Here is a 16,023-nt window from a genome sequence, read left to right on the forward strand (position 1 = left end):
AGACATGGTATCAACGCACTGCGCGCGATCCCCACTAGCCCCGTAACCACAGCCCACATCGGGCGTAGAATCGCGGGCCCGCGCCGCTCCCCCAGGCCATGCCCGACTCCCACGCAAACCTTTCGGAACCCGTCGTCGTCGCCAAGTGGAGTGAGCTCGCGGATCGCCAGCCCGCCCACGCGCTGGTGGCCGACATCGACCTCGTCGTCGTTCGCTACGACGATCAGGTCTCGGTGCTCTACGGCCGCTGCCTGCACCGCGGCGCGCTCCTGTCCGATGGCCACGTCGACGGCCCCAACCTGATCTGCGGCGTCCATGACTGGGACTACCGGCTCGACACGGGCGTCAGCGCCTACGCCAACAACGAGGTCCTCCACAAGTTCAGCGCGAGGATCGATCTTCAGGCCGACACCGTCAGCGTCGATCGCCGCGAGGTCGCCCAGTTTGCCGAGCGGCACCCCCAGCCATTCGATCGCACGGCCTACCAGGGCAACTACGCCGACACCCACCCGGCCGCCGAAGAGCCGTTCAACCAGCGGATCCGCGCGCTGGCCCGCGACGGCCTGAGCAAGACCGGCCACCACGGCCCGACCTCGGCCATGGGCGTGCCGCTGACCGAGCTGCCGCGCTGGACCAGCATCCAGATCCTCACGGCCCAGCTGGCCCGCAAGCCGCTGCTGGACGACATCCCGGTCGGCGCCGAGGTCATCATTGGCCCGACCGCCAAGAAACCACTGCGCCTCGAGATCCCGCTGTTCGTCAGTGACATGAGCTTCGGGGCGCTCAGCGAGGAGGCCAAGATCGCGCTCGCCCGTGGCGCCGAGCTCGCGGGCACGGGCATCTGCTCGGGCGAAGGCGGGATGCTCCCGGACGAGCAGCAGGCCAACTCGCGCTACTTCTACGAGCTGGCCTCGGCCCGGTTTGGCTGGAGCCTGGACAAGGTCGCGCGCTGTCAGGCGTTTCACTTCAAGGGCGGGCAGGGGGCCAAGACTGGCACTGGCGGCCACCTGCCCGGCACCAAGGTCATCGGCAAGATCGCCGAAGTCCGCGGGCTGCCGGCGGGCCAGCCCGCGATCAGCCCGGCCACGTTCCCGGACCTGCACACGGTCGCGGACTTTCGTCGGGTCGCCGACGAAGTGCGCGACGTCAGCGGGGGCATCCCGATCGGCTTCAAATTGTCGGCCCAGCACATCGAGGCGGACATCGACTTCGCGCTCGAGATCGGCTGCGAGTACCTGATCCTCGACGGCCGCGGCGGCGGGACCGGGGCCGCGCCGGAGCTGTTCAAGGACAACATCTCGGTGCCCACGATCCCGGCGCTCGCGCGCGCGCGACGGCACCTGGATCAGCGGCGCTCGGGCGCGGGCGAGGTCACGCTGGTGATCACCGGCGGGCTGCGGACCGAGGGCGACTTCTGCAAGGCGCTGGCGCTGGGGGCCGACGCGATCGCGCTGTCCAACGCGGCGCTGCAAGCGATCGGCTGCCTGGGCATGCGGGCTTGTCACACCAACAACTGTCCGGTCGGGATCGCCACCCAAAAGCCGCACCTGCGCGCGCGTCTCGAGATCGACAGGTCTGCGCAGCAGCTCGCTCGCTTCTTCACCGCCACCGTCGAGCTCATGAAGATCATGGCGCGGGCCTGCGGTCACTCACACCTGCGCGAGTTCTCGATCAACGATCTCACGACCTGGGATCGCGAGATGGCGGCGCTGAGCGGGGTCGCCTACGGCGGCGTAGGGTAGAGTCACCGCCGCAGCGCTCACGATCATGGCCGACAGCTTCGACTTCCCTGACACCGTCGCCAATTGGCAGCCACTCACGCGGCCGCGCGCGAGTGAGCTCGAGGACACCCGCAAGCAGCTGCACTGGGCAGCCCAGCTGGTCGCGGCGATCGGCACCACCCTGTGTGACCCTCGCGGCGACTACTCGCACACCAACCTCGAGTGGTCGGCGGCCCACGAGGGGCTGCTCAGCAAGCCCAGCGACACGAGTCCGTCCGTGCAGGCGCTGCTGCGGTTTCCGGATGTGACCATCGAGCTGTTGTGCGAGGGCCAGTCGGTCGCCGCGATCCCGCTCGAGGGCCGCCGCTTCAGCGAGGCCCTGGACCTGCTCACCGCGGCCGTCGCCAACCAGATCGATCGGCCAGGGCTCACGCTCGCGCGGCCACGCCACGACCTGCCCGCGCATCGCGTCGATCCCGAAGGTGAAGCCGCGCCCTTCGGTGGCTGGCAGCCGCACGCGCTCGTCGAGCTGACCCGGTGGTTCACCAACGGCGACCGGGCGCTGCGAGAGCTCCGCCGCCACGACGCCCGAGCCACGGAGGTCCGCTGCTGGCCGCACCACTTCGACATCGCCACGCTGTTGGTGGTCGAGCGCGAGCATGCCGACGACCCCGACAGCGAGGTCACCCGCAGCCTCGGCGTGGGCATGACCCCGGGCGACGGCAGCTACGCCGACGCGTACTGGTACGTCACGCCCTGGCCGTACCCGGCCTCGCCCGAGCTGCCGCCGCTCGAGGGTGGCGGGATCTGGCACAAAGATGGCTGGATCGGCGCGGTGCTGACCTCGACCGCCCTGCGCAACCCCCAGGCCGAGCGCTACATCCAGTTTCTACGCTCCGCGTTGGCCGCCTGCGAAGGTCTGCTGAGCTGAGCTGGTTTCAGCTCGGGCGAGCTGTTTTCAGCTCGGGCGAGCTGTTTTCAGCTCGGGCGAGCTGTTTTCAGCTCGGGCGAGGCTCCTCGCCCGCTTGCAGGCGCCATTCCGAGACTGGCTCAGCGTGGGCAGCGATCTGATCGGGTGACGGAGTGCACGCTCGGGCCGACCGGGTGGGGATATAACCCGGCCGAATGACGGTCGTGGTCACTGGCGCGTCGGGCCACCTCGGCGCCAACTTGGTCCGCGCGCTGCTCGAGCGCGGGGAGTCCGTTCGGGTGTTGGTCCACCGCAGCGCGGCGGCGCTCGACGGCCTCGAAGGTCAGCTCGAGCGGGTCGAGGGCAGCGTGTGCGAGCCCGACAGCCTCGGGCCTGCGTTCGAGGGCGCGCGCCGGGTCTATCACCTCGCTGGCGTGATCTCGATCGACGGCGATCCCGACGGGCGGGTCCATCGGGTCAACGTCGAGGGCACGCGCAACGTCGCCCGGGCGTGCCTCGAGCGCGGGGTCGGCCGTCTGGTCCAGGTCAGCTCGGTCCACGCCTACGACATGGATCCGCGCGACGAGGTGCTCGACGAGGATCGCCGACAGGTCGCCGACTCGCCGGCTCACAGCGCCTACGATCGCAGCAAGGCGCTCGGCGAGCGGATCGTCCACGAGCAGATCGAGGCCGGCCTCGACGCCGTGATCGTCAACCCCACCGGGATCATGGGACCGGTCGACTTCGGCCCTTCGCGGCTCGGCCAGCTGCTCGTGGATCTGAGCGGCGGCAAGCTGCCCGCGCTGCTCGACGGCGGCTTCGACTTCGTCGACGTGCGCGACGTCGCGGCCGGGGTGATCGCCGCCGGCGAGCGAGGCCGCCGCGCCCACAACTACATCCTGGGCAACGCCTGGTACTCGCTGCACGCGCTGGCCAAGCTGGTCGAGCGGGCGGGGGGCTCGCGGGCGCCGCGACTGGTGAGCCCGGTCTGGGCGGCTCGTCTCGGGGTTCCCTTCGTCCGCCTGGCCTCGCGCGTCAGCGGCCGTGAGCCGGCCGTCACGGGCGAGTCGCTGGACGTCCTGGTCTCGAATCGCTCGATCTCCAGCGCCAAGGCGCGAGCGGAGCTTGGCTACGCGCCCCGGCCGTTGATCGAGACCGTGACCGACTCGCTGAGTTGGTTTGCGCGCCGCTGCTGATCCGATCGTGTTATCGATCGGCCGCCATGGTCGACAGCCCCGAGATCCATCGCGCCCTGACTTGGGCGATGATCGCCCTGGCGATCGTCACCTTCATCGCGGTCTCGCGGATCACCGCGCCCTACGGCCGCCACGAGCAAGCCAACTGGGGCCCACGCATGCCCGCGAAGCTCGGCTGGATCGTGATGGAGTCGCCCGCGGTGCTGCTGTTCGCGTGGATCTACTTTCAGGGTGAGCACCGGTTCGAGCTGGTGCCCCTGGTGCTGCTGGGCATGTGGCAGTTTCATTATGTCCAGCGGACCTTCGTGTACCCGTTTCGCATGCGCAGCGAGGGCAAGACCATGCCCGTGCTGGTCTGCGCGCTGGCGTTCGGGTTTCAGCTGCTCAACGTCTACGTCAACGCCCGCTGGATCTCCGCGTTCGGCAGCTACGACGCGAGCTGGCTCAGCGACCCGCGCCTGTGGATCGGCGCGGCGCTGTTCCTGGGCGGCTGGCTGATCAACGTGAAGGCTGACGCGATCCTGATCGCGCTGCGCAAGCCGGGCGAGCAGGGCTACAAGATCCCGCGCGGGTGGCTGTACGAGTACATCTCGTGTCCCAACTACCTGGGTGAGATGCTCGAGTGGGCGGGCTGGGCGGTCGCGACGTGGTCGCTCCCGGGCCTGGCGTTCGCGATGTTCACGATCGCCAACATCGGACCGCGGGCGCTGGTCAACCACCGCTGGTACCGTCAGACCTTCCCGGACTACCCCGAGCAACGCAAAGCCGTGATCCCCTACGTGCTCTGAGCGCCAGGTGCGCGTTCGCGCCCCAGGGCTGCACCGAGTATAGGCAGCCGCGCGAGCGTGATGAGCGAAGCGACCAACGACAACGGGCCCTGCGCCCCGAACGAGCGGGTCCTGTACCGCGAGCGCTCGGCCTTCCAGGACATCTTGCTGGCCCAGGAGCCGAGCGGGCACATCAACCTCACGCTCGACGATGTCTGGCAATTTCGCTCGCAGGACGAGCACGTGTTTCACGAGGTGCTCGCCGACACGCCGATTTTAATGGCGGCGTCGCCGGCCAAGGTGCTGATCCTCGGCGGCGGCGACGGCCTGGCCCTGCGCAACGTCCTGCGATATCCGGCCGTCCGTCAGGTCACGCTGTGTGAGCTCGATCCGTGCGTGTTGCACATGACCCGCACGATCCCGGCCATGGTCGAGCTGAGCGAGAACAGCCTGGCCGACCCGCGCGCGCAGATCATCGCCGCCGACGCGCTGAGCTTCGTCGAGACCGTGGACGCCCGCTACGACGTCGTGATCTGTGACTTTCCGGCCCAGACCAGCCCCGAGCTGTCGCGTCTGTTCGCGCCCGAGTTCTTCCGCACGCTCGAGGCGATCACCCATGAACACAGCGTGGTGTCGATTCAGGTCAGCCAGGACCCTGCCGGGTTCTGGCCGATCTGCGCCGCCGTCGAGGCCTCGTTCGAGTGGTTGCACCCCATGCTAGCCAACCTCGACGCTGCGGACGCAGCGGGAGCCGGAGACCCACCGAGCGGCGACGACGACAATTGGGCAGACTTCGTGGTCGCCAGCCACACGCCCCAGGTCGTCCGCAGCGAGCCCGCCGAGGGCGTGCGATTCCTGACCGGCCCCCGAATTCCCCGCCTGCGCATCAGGAATCGCGCGGGCGACCACTTCGAGACCGACGAATACGGGCAGCTGCCCGATTACCGATAGACGCTCGCGCCCCCCACGCAAGCGCGGCTGCGGTCGGGATGGCGGCTCCGCGTCGATTCGCGGTTTCTCCGCCAGACGCTCGCGCGGACCGACATGCGCGCCCGGTCCATTTGCGTTCGTCCGCGAACGCAGCTAGTAGACGCCCATTCGTCATGATTGAGGATGAGTCATTCACGGGTGTACCGCCTGCACTCCGCGCTGCGATGGAGCTCAAGGGCTTCACGACCCTGACCGCCGTCCAGCGAGCGGTCGTGGATCAAGAGGCGGTCGGCAAGAACCTGCGGATCTCGTCTCAGACCGGATCGGGCAAGACCGTGGCGATCGGGATCGCCCTGCACAGCGAGCTGGCCGACACCGAGCGCGCGCCGGGCAACAGCCCCAGCGCGATCTTGATCACGCCGACCCGCGAGCTCGCCAACCAGGTCCGTGACGAGCTCTCGTGGCTCTACGCCAACCTCAGCGGCATGCATGTCACGGTCGTCACGGGCGGCACCGACATCGGCCGCGAGCGGCGAGCGCTCGAGCGGCGCCCACGACTGGTCGTCGGCACGCCCGGCCGGATGCTCGATCACCTGCGCAGCGGGGCGCTCGACTGCAGCGCCGTCAAGCACGTGGTGCTCGACGAGGCTGATCAGATGTTCGACATGGGCTTTCGCGACGAGCTCGAGTCGATCATCGAGCAGCTCCCCGCCGAGCGCCTCAGCCACCTGGTCTCGGCCACCTTCCCTCGCCAGGTCCGCACCTTCGCCGACAATTTTCAGGGCGAGTACCTGCACATTCAGGGCACCAAGCTCGGCGCGGCCAACGAAGACATTCAGCACGTCGCGTTTCGGGTCCGCCCCCACGATCGCTACGCGGCCCTGATCAACGAGCTGATCTTGACCCAAGACGAGCGCTGCCTGGTGTTCGTTCGCCGTCGCGCCGACGCGGCCGAGCTGGCGGAGAACCTCGCGGCCGACGGGTTCTCGGCGCTGCCGCTCAGCGGTGACCTGCCCCAGGCTCAGCGCACCCGCACCCTCAACGCGTTCCGCAACGGCCTGGTCAAGACCCTCGTCGCGACCGACGTCGCCTCGCGGGGGATCGACGTCGCGGACATCTCGATGGTCGTGCACTACGACCTGCCCGAAGATCCATCGGCGTACACCCACCGCAGCGGTCGCACCGGGCGGGCCGGGCAGCAGGGCAGGAGCCTGCTGCTGGTGGCCCCGCAGGCCGAGGGTCGGATCCGGCGGCTGTGGTCGCTGGCCAAGATCGAGGGCAGCTGGGTCGCGCCCATGACCCCGGCCAAGGTCCGCAAGACCTTGCGCAAGAAGCTCCGCAAGCAGCTACACGACCAGCTCGCCGCCGACGAGTCACCCAGCGAAGAGCAGCTCGAGTACGCCCAGACCCTGCTCGCGCGCTTCTCCCCGGAGCTCCTGGTCTCGCGCCTGCTCGAGATCGCCGACCCGCCGCTCCCGCGCGAGCCGATGGAGGTCGGTGTCGTCGAGCCGCGGGGCCCTCGCTCGGGCTCCGACGCCCGCTCGGACGCCGGTCCCCGCTCGCGCGGCGGGTCGGGTGCCGGCCCGCGCTCGGGTCCCCGCGCGGCCTACGACGGGCCCTACCAGCGCTACTCGATCAACTGGGGCCACCGCGCTGGCGCGACCCCGGCCCGGCTGCTCGCGCATATCTGCCGACGCGGGGACATCTCCAGCCAGGCGATCGGCGCGCTCCGGATCGAAGTTCGCAGCAGCACCTTCGAGGTCGCGCAGAGCGTCGCCACCCAGTTCGAGTCGCGCGCCCGCGTGCCGGACTCACGTGATCCCAACCTCCACATCGAGGCAATGGGGGACAGCGGCGGCGACGGGGCTCGGCTCGAGCGAGGCAGCGGCGATGGCAAGCGCCCCGCGTTTCGCCCGCGTAGCAACAACCCGCGGAACAACCCGCGGAACAAGGGCCCCCGCAACAGCTAGCTAAATTTTTTCCGCCCGTCGTGCGGCCCATGGACACGCGAAAATGTGTTCAAAGCCCCCTCCCAGGGGGCCACACATGCGGTAGCAAACAGCCAGCCCGAAGGGAGCGAGCGAAGCGAGTGACCGCGCAGTGCGAAGCCGCCTGTGGGGGTCATATACAGCCCCCTCCCAGGGGGCCACACATGCGGTCGCAAACAGCCAGCCCGATGGGAGCGAGCGAAGCGAGTGACCGCGAAGTGTGAAGCCGCCTGTGGGGGTCATATACGAGCCGCTCAGCCGCCGCTGCGATCTCGGCGCAGCCGGGCCTTCTGCGCCGCGCCCTTGGCCTTCAGCCTGGGCTTGAGCATGCGCCGCAAGCCAGGCACCAGATACGCCAAGGTCGCGAGCTTGCCGCCCGAGACCGGAAACTCGCGCTCGACCCGGTGATCGCTCGCGCACGCGACGATCATCTCGGCCACGTCGTCGGCGCTGCAGATCTCCTGCGAGAGCACGATGTCATCGACCTCGTCGAGCTCGTCCATGATGAACCCGGTGTCGATCGGCCCGGGGCTGACGACCGACACGCTGACGTTGGTGCCGCGCAGCTCCTCGGCCATCGCGTAGCTGAACGCCCGCAGGCCGAACTTGGTGGCCGAGTAGGTGGCCGCGCCGTCGAGGGGGACCTTGCCGGCGAGGCTGGCCACGTTGACGATGAACCCGCCCTTGGCCTGCAGGTGGGGCAGGACCATGGCCGAGAGCGCGATCGGGGCCCGCAGGTTGACGTCGACCATCAGCGAGAGCTCGCTGGCTTCGCGCGTGGCGACCGGCCCGCGAAAGTGGGCGCCCGCGTTGTTGACGAGGCCCTGGATGCCACCAAAGCGCTCGACGGTGGCGCGGATTAGGGCGACCAGCGCGTCATTATCGGCCACGTCGGCGGCCACGGTCAGCACGCGATCGCTGTCACCGAGTTCCGCGGCGGCCTGCTCGAGCGGCTCGGGACGGCGCGCGACCATGACCACATTGGCGCCCTCGCGGTGAAAATACTTGGCCGTAGCTCGGCCGACGCCGAGCGAGGCTCCGGTGATGATGATCGTGCGGGAGCGAAAGCGCATGGGCCCATGTATGCCGCAGACGAGGGCGCGAGAGAAGCGACAGGACCGCGATTTCCCGTGATTCCACCCATTTGAGCAGGTGTGCTGGTCCAACGGCCACGCCGTGGGCTCGGCCACGGGTTTGACGCGCTCGTGGCCGAGGGGAGCGGGTCAGCGTCGCGTGACCAGCCATGAAGTATGTTGATTCGTCGCTTTGCGATCTAAAGATCGATGTGGGACAGCTGGTGTCGCCAATGCTGGCACACAGAGTCAATGTGTTGGCTTTCGGGGCGATCGCGAACGTTGAACTGTCGATGAAGTGACCATGGTTAATGATGGGACAATGCTCGAATCGGTCATTGATTTAATCATTTGTGCATGGCAGACCTGAATGAGGGAACCGCGGCATGTGTATCACGTGCTGGGTGCGGTTCGCTTGGCGGATACTTGCGATCTGCGCAATATGACAATGTGACACCGAGGTCCAATGTTCACATTCAGATATGTCACGCAATCCACGCAGTTCCAGTCTCGTGCTCCCATTCGTTCTCGTTGGTCTCATCTCGTGTGATGATGATGTCGACGACTTGACGCGTGCGTCTCCCGCAGTCTCCGCCGTCGGGTCTGGCCCCGCTGACGGCCCTACGGCGACCCCAGAGGGCCTGCGGGTCGCGTTCATTGGCGACCAGGGAGACAGCAGCGACACGCTCGAGGTGCTCGATCTCGTCAAGGAGGAGGGGGCGGACTTCCTGGTGATCGCCGGGGACTTCGACTATGACGACAGCCCCTCGACCTGGGACAACAACAACGTCGACCGGCTCGGCGCGGACTACCCGATCTTCGCGGTCATCGGTAATCACGATAGTTCCAAGTGGTCGGGCAATAGTGGCTATCAGGCCAAGCTGATCGAGCGCATGCAGAACGCGATCGACGATGGGGCAACCTGCGAAGGCGAGCCCGGCCGCAACAGCGCGTGCACCTACAAAGGCCTATTCATGGCCATGTCCGGGGTTGGGGTCAAGGACGACAAAGGCGAGAGCGCGGATTACCTTCGCGAGCAGCTCGCCGCCAACGACGCGATCTGGTCGGTCTGCGTGTGGCACAGGAACATGACCGACATGCAGACCGGCTCCAAGTCCAACGACACCGGCTGGGGCGTGTACCAGGCCTGTCAGGACGAGGCCGGGATCATCATCACCGGTCACGAGCACAGCTACGCGCGGACCCTGACCCTGACCGAGGTCGGCAACGAGGAAGCGGCCCACGGCGCGACGGATGACCCAGGGCTCATGCTGGTCGGCCAGGGCAGCACCTTCGTCACCGTCACCGGTGTCGGCGGTCGGGGACTTCGTGACTTCGACGAGGGCAAGCACGACGACGACACCTGGTGGGCGTCGATCTACACCTCCAACGTGTACGTGAAGAACGAGGAGAACATGGGCGACTTCACCCCCGAGTCTGGCGGCGTGTTGTTCATCGACTTCAACGTCGACGGGGATCCCTACAAGGCCCACGGGTACTTCAAGACGATCGCGGGCGAGATCGTCGACGAGTACGACATCATCCGCGAGGGCGGCAGCGGTGGTGGTGACGGGGATGGGGACGGCGGTGACAGCGGCAGCGGAGATGGGGACGGCGGTGGCGAGAGCGCTGGCACGAGTGACGGCGGCACGACCGGCGGTGGCGACGGCGGCACGACCACCAGCGGCGAGGGTGGCGGGACCACCAGCGCGGGCCAGGAGGGTGGTCAGGAGGGTGGTCAGGAGGCTGGGGACGACGGGACCGGGGGCAGCGGCGAGAGCTCCACGGGAGATTGGGGCGGCTTTCCGTTTGGAGACGAGGACGCCGGCTGCAGCTGCCGGACCACGCCGAGCCGCCCGCTGCCGGGCGCGCTGGGTCTGCTGGCCCTGCTGTGTCTGGGTCGGGGCGTGGGTCGGGGGCGGCGTCGCGCGGCTCGTTGAGCAGCGTCCAGCGTCAGCGCCCAAGCAACTCGAGCAGCACGTCAGGGAAGTCGGTGATGATGCCGTCGACGCCCAGGTCGATCAGCGTCTGCATGCGCTCGGGCTCGTTCACGGTCCACGGGATCGCGAGCATGCCCAGCGCGTGCACCTTGGCGAGCAGCTCGGCGCTGAGCAGCTCGTGGGTCGGCGACCAGATCTGGGCGTAGTCCCGAGCCGCGGTGATCGCCGCGAGGTCGCCCTGCTTGTCGAGGATCGCCGCGCGGAACTCGAGCTGATCGTCGTAGTGTTCCCGGGCGTGACGCAGGGCCGACCACTCGAAGCTCTGCAAGGTCAGCCGCCCGGCGAGGCAGCCCCCGCACTCGCGTTGGTACGCCATGATCGCGGTGACGTAGACGTCGGCGTCAGCTGGCGTCGGGCGCTTGAGCTCGAGGTTGAGCTGGACCGTGGGATCGAGCGCGAGCAACAGCTCGAGCGGGGGCGGGGCCTGGATCCCCTCGAGCTCGGGGTGACAGTCCCACTGCGCGACCTCGCTCGCGCGCAGCTGCGAGATCAACGACGTATGAATGACCGGCTGACCCGTCCACGCGCAGCCGGTCTCGCGCAGGTCGTCGTCGTGGCCCATGACCACCTGGTTGTCGACGGTGATCTGCATGTCGGCCTCGATCGTGTCGACCCCCAGGGCCAGCGCGGAGCGGTACGAGGGCATCGTGTTGCCGGGCGGGACGTTGCCGCGGTCGCCTCGGTGACCCTGGACGTCGAGCGGTCGCGCGGCAGCGGCAGGTGGCGGCGAGGCTGGCGGCGAGGCCGGTGGTGTGGCGGCGGCCGTCGGCTCGTGCCCGGGACCGGCCCGACACCCTGCGACGGTGACAGGGACGGCGACCGCGACGGCGAGGGAGACCGCGAGGATCAGCTGAAAGTTCGACATCGAGTGACCAAGCGCGCTCATGGTGGATGGGGAGATCGAGTCGCCGACGTGCATCCCCGCGCGATGGTAGCCGCTGCGCTCGGTCGAGGTCACGCCGCGTGTGGCCTCACTCGATCTCGAGCGTGACCTCGTGCGGCCCAGCCCAGTGCTCGTCGAGCCGGCCGAGCTGCAGCGCGGTCCGAAGCAGCGCCTCGCGGCTGCCGACCCCGACTTTCGCGAACACGTTGTGCACGTGCCACTTCACCGTCGCCCGCGTGATGTCGAGGCGCTGGGCCAAGAGCCGATTGTCGAGCCCATCGAGCACGCCCGCGAGCACCTCGGACTCGCGGCTGGTGAGGTGGTGGCGGTGCGTGAGCCGATCCACGGCCCACTCGAGCCGCGCGCTGCCGTGGCCTTCGTCGAGCTGGCGGATCACCTCGAACCCAAGCGCCTCGAGCACGGCGCTGATGCGGCTCGCGTCGTCGTCGGTGACGACGTGGATGTGGACTTCGGGCTTGCGGGGTGCTGGCGTGGCTGCGTTCACGATCCCACGTTGGAGCGGGCGCGCCTGACCGTAAGGGACGCGAGCGCCACCGCGGCGTCGCGTGACGAACCGTTACGGTGGCCGCTGGCTCAGCGGGCGAACTCGACGGTGGCGAACCAGCGCTCGATCTCGGCCTCGTGGGCGGCCCACAGCTCGGGGGCGCCCTCGGCCGAGATCGCGACCAGCCGATCGCCGATCACCGCCAGCCGCTCGCGCTTGCGGATCGAACCCAGGCGGTCGTGCTCGGCGACGAGCTCCGCCTCCCAACCCGGGGCGCCGGCCACGGTCGCGGCGTGGTCGCTCAGGTACTCGACGCGAGCGAAGAACGCCTCGTTCTCGGCCCGGTACAGCGACATCAACACGGTCTGCGCGTCGGTCCGCTGCTGGGGCGGCTGGCGGCTGGTCTTGGCCGAGAGAAACAGGAACTCGCGCGGATCCTCGCGGCGGCAGCGAAGCGCGACGGCGGACGCCTGGTCCTCGCCGTGTTGCTCCTCGAGGCACTCCCAGCCCGGCTGCTCGGGGATCGCGACCGAGGCGCGGCCCTGCGCGGCGACCAGCCGGCCGGGCGCTGGCTGCAGCGGCTCGAACGCCTTGGCGGGCGCGGGCGCGGGCGCGGACTCGACCGGCGCTGGCTGGCGCTCACAGCCGGCCATGACCAGGTTGCCCGGCATGACCACCATGACCAGCACGGCGAGCCTGGCCAGCGCGGGCGCGCTCAGCTCCAAGGGCGGGCCCCGAGCAGCAGCATCAAGAGCGCCTTTTGGGCGTGCAGGCGGTTCTCGGCCTGGTCGAACACGACCGACTGCGGCCCATCCATGACCTCGTCGGTGACCTCCTCGCCGCGGTGCGCGGGCAGACAGTGCATGAAGATCGCCTGCTTGCCGGCCCGGGTCATGAGCGCCTCGTCGACCTCGAAGTCGGCGAGCAGCTGCAGCAGGCGGGCGGCCTCGTCCTCTTCGCCCATGCTCACCCAGGTGTCCGAGTAGATCACGTCGGCGCCGACGACCGCGGCATGGGGGTCGTGCGAGAGCTCGATCTTGGTCCCGGCCGCGGCCGCGTCGGCGCGGGCCTGGTCGAGCACGAACGCGTTGGGCGGCAGCGACCGCGGACAGCAGCAGACCACGTCCATGCCCGCGCGCGGGCCAGCCAGCATCAGCGAGTGCGCGACGTTGTTGCCCGCGCCGACCCAGACCAGGCGCTTGCCCTTGGTGGTGCCGTGGTGCTCGCGGATCGTCTGCAGGTCCGCGAGCGCCTGACACGGGTGATACATGTCCGTCAGCGCATTGATGATCGGGATCGAGCCGTGCTCGGCCAGGCCGTCGACGTGGTCCTGGCCGAAGGTGCGGATCACGATGGCGTGGACGTAGCGCGAGAGCACCTTGGCGGTGTCGTGGATGGTCTCGCCGCGGCCCATCTGCATGCCCGAGCCGCCGCTGGTGCTGAGCGCGAGCGACTGCGCGCCGAGCTGCGAGATGCCGACCTCGAACGAAATGCGGGTGCGGGTCGACTGCTTGGCGAAGATCATGGCGATCGATTTGCCGGACAGCGCGGTCGCGCAGCTGCTGGGGTCGGCCTTGATCTCGACGGCGAGATCGACGACGCGCATGGTGTCTGCGGGGCTGAGATCGAGGAGGCTTCGGAGGTGACGAGTCATGGGCGGTGGATTCTAACCTGGGCTTGACAGCGCGGTCGCCACCAACGCAACGTGAATCGATGCGCACACCGGTTCAACTCAGCGACGAGATCAGCCCGCTGCGCAAGGTCGTCGTTCACCAGCCCGGCGACGAGATCGTGCGGATGACCCACTGGGACCTCGAGCGCCTGCTGTTCGATGACCTGTTGTCACCGGCCGAGACCGCCCGCGAGCACCAGCTGATGACGCAGATCCTCAGCGATGCCGGGGCCGAGGTCGTGGAGATCACGACCTTGCTGGCCGACGCGCTGACCCGGGCGCCGATCGCCGCGCTCGAGCAGCTCGTCCATCGGATCTGCGATCTGGCCGGGGTCGGCGAGCTCAGCCCCAAGCTGGCGCGCTGGCCGAGCGACGCGCTGGCCCGCGGCCTGGTGTGCGGGATCCACTGGGCCGACGTGCCCGAGGTCCCGCCCAGCTTGGCCCGGATCCGCGCGGGGATCTTCGACTCGCGCGACATGGCGCTCAGCCCTCTGCCCAACCTGATGTTCATGCGCGACCCCTGCATTGCGATCTATGATCGGCTGGTCGTCTCGCGGATGGCGACCGCGGCCCGGGCCCGCGAGGCGCTGCTGGCCGCGTTCGCGCTCGAGTGGTCCGAGCACGGCATCGCGGGCGAGCTGTCGTTCGCCGACACCCACACGATGCCCGAGTCACACAGCGGGCTCGAGGGCGGCGACGTGCTGGTGCTCTCGCCGGAGGTCATCATGATCGGCTGCTCGGAGCGCAGCCAGCCCCAGACCATCGAGTTCCTGGCCCGCGACGTGCTGTTCCCGAGCTTCCCCAAGCTCGAGCGCGTGTACGTGGTCATGCTCCCGCAGCAGCGCTCGATGATGCACCTCGACACCGTGCTCACGCAGGTCGACGTCGGGCTGTTCCTGGGTCACGCGCCGCTGCTGCGTCGCTCGCTGGCTGCTGGCGGGGCCGGGGTCGTGTGTCTGGCACCCGGCCGCACGCCGCAGCTGCGCGAGCAGCAGAGCGTGCTCGACGTGCTGCGCGAGTCGTTTGGCGCCGACACCAAGCTGGTGCCCTGCGGCGGCGAAGATCCGCTCCATCAAGAGCGCGAGCAGTGGACCGACGGCGCCAACGCGATCTGTCTCGCGCCCGGCAAGATCATCTTGTACAGCCGCAACGTCCGCACGATCGAGGCGCTCGCAGAGCTCGGGTTCGAGCACGCGCGGGTCAGCGTCGTGCAGGAGCCCGAGCACCGGGCCGAGCTAGTTCACGCGGGCATGGCCGCCGAGCGCACGGTGTTTGGATTCTCGGGCAGCGAGCTGTCCCGCGGGCGGGGTGGGGGACGCTGCTTGACCATGCCGCTGCGCCGCGAGGTCCGATCCTGCTAGCATTGGCCCGGTGGACGACAATCAGGCTTCGCGAGCGGTCCCTGCCTCCCCAACTCCAACGGTCGTGGTCGCGATGGGCGGTCACGCGTTCATGCTGCCGGGCGAGCGGGGTACCCACGAGCAGGCCACCCAGAACGCGCGGGCGATCTGCAGCGCGCTGATGGTGTTCGTCGAGGCCGGCTACAACGTGGTGCTGACCCACGGCAACGGGCCGCAGGTCGGCGATCTGCTCGATCAGGTCGAGCGGACCCGCGACCACATCCCCACGCGCCCGCTCGACGTGCTGGTCGCCGAGACCGAGGGCAGCCTGGGTTATCTGCTGCAGCGAGCCATGCTCAACGAGCTGCGCCAGCGCGACGTCCGGCGCTATGTGGTCACCGTGATCACGCAGGTGTTGGTCGACCAGCACGACCCCGCGTTCTCGAACCCGACCAAGCCGGTCGGTCCGTCGATGACGGAGGCCGTCGCCAAGCAGCGCGAGGCCGAGGACGGCTGGGCGGTCAAGCTCGACGGCAAGCGAGGCTGGCGACGCGTGGTCGCGTCGCCGCGGCCCAAGAAGGTGATCCAGCGCCACATGATCCGCGAGGCGGCGTACCGGGGCCACATCGTGATCGCGGCCGGCGGCGGGGGGATCCCGGTCACCAAGGACGCGGCGTCAAATGACTACGTCGGGATCGAGGCCGTGATCGACAAGGACCTGACCTCGAGCGTGCTCGCAACCGACGTGCGCGCGGACCTGCTGGTGATCCTCACCGCCGTCGACGGCGTGTACATCAATTGGGGAACGGACCACGAGACCCGGCTGGGAGCGGTGACCATGGCCGAGTGCCGTCGCTACATCGACGAGGGCCACTTTCCCGCGGGGTCGATGGGGCCCAAGGTCGAGGCGATCTATGGGTTCTTGCAGCGCGGGGGCCGACGCGGGTTGATCACCGACGCGCACAGCCTCGTCGACGCGCTCGACGGTCGGGCGGGCACCCACTTCGTCGGCCGGATCTGACCCGATTCTGACCTGCT

General features: G+C 68.9%; 14 protein-coding genes. 9 read left to right on the forward strand and 5 right to left on the reverse strand.

Features of this window, described 5'->3' with window-relative positions:
• Positions 1-98 precede the first annotated feature (98 nt).
• The 6 genes from ENSA7_RS22815 to ENSA7_RS22840 all read left to right on the forward strand — a co-directional run bounded on the left by ENSA7_RS22815 (position 99) and on the right by ENSA7_RS22840 (position 7,494).
• Entirely contained in the window at positions 99-1,742 is a 1,644-nt protein-coding gene (locus ENSA7_RS22815; protein ID WP_106091443.1) for a glutamate synthase-related protein, read from the forward strand.
• 25 nt (positions 1,743-1,767) lie between these two features.
• Positions 1,768-2,652, forward strand: coding sequence for a hypothetical protein (locus tag ENSA7_RS22820; RefSeq protein ID WP_106091444.1), 885 nt, complete (start codon positions 1,768-1,770; stop codon positions 2,650-2,652).
• 194 nt (positions 2,653-2,846) lie between these two features.
• Positions 2,847-3,827, forward strand: a complete 981-nt coding sequence (locus tag ENSA7_RS22825) for an NAD-dependent epimerase/dehydratase family protein (RefSeq protein WP_106091445.1) — start codon at positions 2,847-2,849, stop codon at positions 3,825-3,827.
• Positions 3,828-3,853: 26 nt separating this feature from the next.
• Positions 3,854-4,615, forward strand: coding sequence for a DUF1295 domain-containing protein (locus ENSA7_RS22830; protein WP_106091481.1), 762 nt, complete (start codon positions 3,854-3,856; stop codon positions 4,613-4,615).
• 60 nt (positions 4,616-4,675) lie between these two features.
• The gene (locus ENSA7_RS22835) at positions 4,676-5,545 is read left to right on the forward strand and encodes a spermidine synthase (protein WP_106091446.1); all 870 of its coding nucleotides are present in this window, start codon (positions 4,676-4,678) and stop codon (positions 5,543-5,545) included.
• Positions 5,546-5,748: 203 nt separating this feature from the next.
• On the forward strand, positions 5,749-7,494 hold the full coding sequence (locus ENSA7_RS22840; protein WP_181234013.1) for a DEAD/DEAH box helicase: 1,746 nt from the start codon (positions 5,749-5,751) through the stop codon (positions 7,492-7,494).
• Between the two features lie 272 nt (positions 7,495-7,766).
• Here ENSA7_RS22840 and ENSA7_RS22845 read toward each other — a convergent pair whose 3' ends face one another.
• Positions 7,767-8,585, reverse strand: a complete 819-nt coding sequence (locus ENSA7_RS22845; protein WP_106091448.1) for an SDR family NAD(P)-dependent oxidoreductase — start codon at positions 8,583-8,585, stop codon at positions 7,767-7,769.
• Between the two features lie 566 nt (positions 8,586-9,151).
• Between ENSA7_RS22845 and ENSA7_RS22850 the strand changes: the two genes are divergently transcribed.
• Positions 9,152-10,525, forward strand: coding sequence for a metallophosphoesterase (locus tag ENSA7_RS22850; protein ID WP_181234014.1), 1,374 nt, complete (start codon positions 9,152-9,154; stop codon positions 10,523-10,525).
• 13 nt (positions 10,526-10,538) lie between these two features.
• Here the strand turns inward: ENSA7_RS22850 and ENSA7_RS22855 are convergent, their stop codons facing one another.
• The 4 genes from ENSA7_RS22855 to argF all read right to left on the reverse strand — a co-directional run bounded on the left by ENSA7_RS22855 (position 10,539) and on the right by argF (position 13,627).
• The gene (locus ENSA7_RS22855) at positions 10,539-11,543 is read right to left on the reverse strand and encodes a glycerophosphodiester phosphodiesterase (protein ID WP_106091450.1); all 1,005 of its coding nucleotides are present in this window, start codon (positions 11,541-11,543) and stop codon (positions 10,539-10,541) included.
• A 13-nt stretch (positions 11,544-11,556) separates the two neighbouring features.
• Positions 11,557-11,973 (reverse strand): helix-turn-helix domain-containing protein, encoded by a 417-nt coding sequence (locus tag ENSA7_RS22860; RefSeq protein WP_244923875.1) that lies wholly within the window; start codon positions 11,971-11,973, stop codon positions 11,557-11,559.
• 89 nt (positions 11,974-12,062) lie between these two features.
• Positions 12,063-12,698: a hypothetical protein gene (locus ENSA7_RS22865; RefSeq protein ID WP_106091452.1), complete on the reverse strand. Its 636-nt coding sequence runs from the start codon at positions 12,696-12,698 to the stop codon at positions 12,063-12,065.
• Complete coding sequence (gene argF, locus ENSA7_RS22870; RefSeq protein ID WP_106091453.1) at positions 12,689-13,627, reverse strand: ornithine carbamoyltransferase; 939 nt, start codon at positions 13,625-13,627, stop codon at positions 12,689-12,691. Before argF ends, ENSA7_RS22865 begins: the two co-directional genes overlap by 10 nt.
• A gap of 59 nt (positions 13,628-13,686) precedes the next feature.
• Here argF and ENSA7_RS22875 point away from each other — a divergent pair, with 59 nt between their 5' ends.
• Positions 13,687-15,006 (forward strand): arginine deiminase family protein, encoded by a 1,320-nt coding sequence (locus tag ENSA7_RS22875; RefSeq protein WP_106091454.1) that lies wholly within the window; start codon positions 13,687-13,689, stop codon positions 15,004-15,006.
• Between the two features lie 10 nt (positions 15,007-15,016).
• Positions 15,017-16,006, forward strand: coding sequence for a carbamate kinase (locus tag ENSA7_RS22880; RefSeq protein WP_244923876.1), 990 nt, complete (start codon positions 15,017-15,019; stop codon positions 16,004-16,006).
• Positions 16,007-16,023 lie beyond the last annotated feature (17 nt).

Source organism: Enhygromyxa salina (assembly GCF_002994635.1).
GTDB lineage: Bacteria > Myxococcota_A > Polyangia > Nannocystales > Nannocystaceae > Plesiocystis > Plesiocystis salina_B.

Coding starts and splice junctions, on each gene's coding strand:
- ENSA7_RS22815 (WP_106091443.1), top strand. CDS start 99: ATGCCCGACTCCCACGCAAACCTTTCGGAACCCGTCGTCGTCGCCAAG.
- ENSA7_RS22820 (WP_106091444.1), top strand. CDS start 1,768: ATGGCCGACAGCTTCGACTTCCCTGACACCGTCGCCAATTGGCAGCCA.
- ENSA7_RS22825 (WP_106091445.1), top strand. CDS start 2,847: ATGACGGTCGTGGTCACTGGCGCGTCGGGCCACCTCGGCGCCAACTTG.
- ENSA7_RS22830 (WP_106091481.1), top strand. CDS start 3,854: ATGGTCGACAGCCCCGAGATCCATCGCGCCCTGACTTGGGCGATGATC.
- ENSA7_RS22835 (WP_106091446.1), top strand. CDS start 4,676: ATGAGCGAAGCGACCAACGACAACGGGCCCTGCGCCCCGAACGAGCGG.
- ENSA7_RS22840 (WP_181234013.1), top strand. CDS start 5,749: ATGGAGCTCAAGGGCTTCACGACCCTGACCGCCGTCCAGCGAGCGGTC.
- ENSA7_RS22845 (WP_106091448.1), bottom strand. CDS start 8,585: ATGCGCTTTCGCTCCCGCACGATCATCATCACCGGAGCCTCGCTCGGC.
- argF (WP_106091453.1), bottom strand. CDS start 13,627: ATGACTCGTCACCTCCGAAGCCTCCTCGATCTCAGCCCCGCAGACACC.
- ENSA7_RS22875 (WP_106091454.1), top strand. CDS start 13,687: ATGCGCACACCGGTTCAACTCAGCGACGAGATCAGCCCGCTGCGCAAG.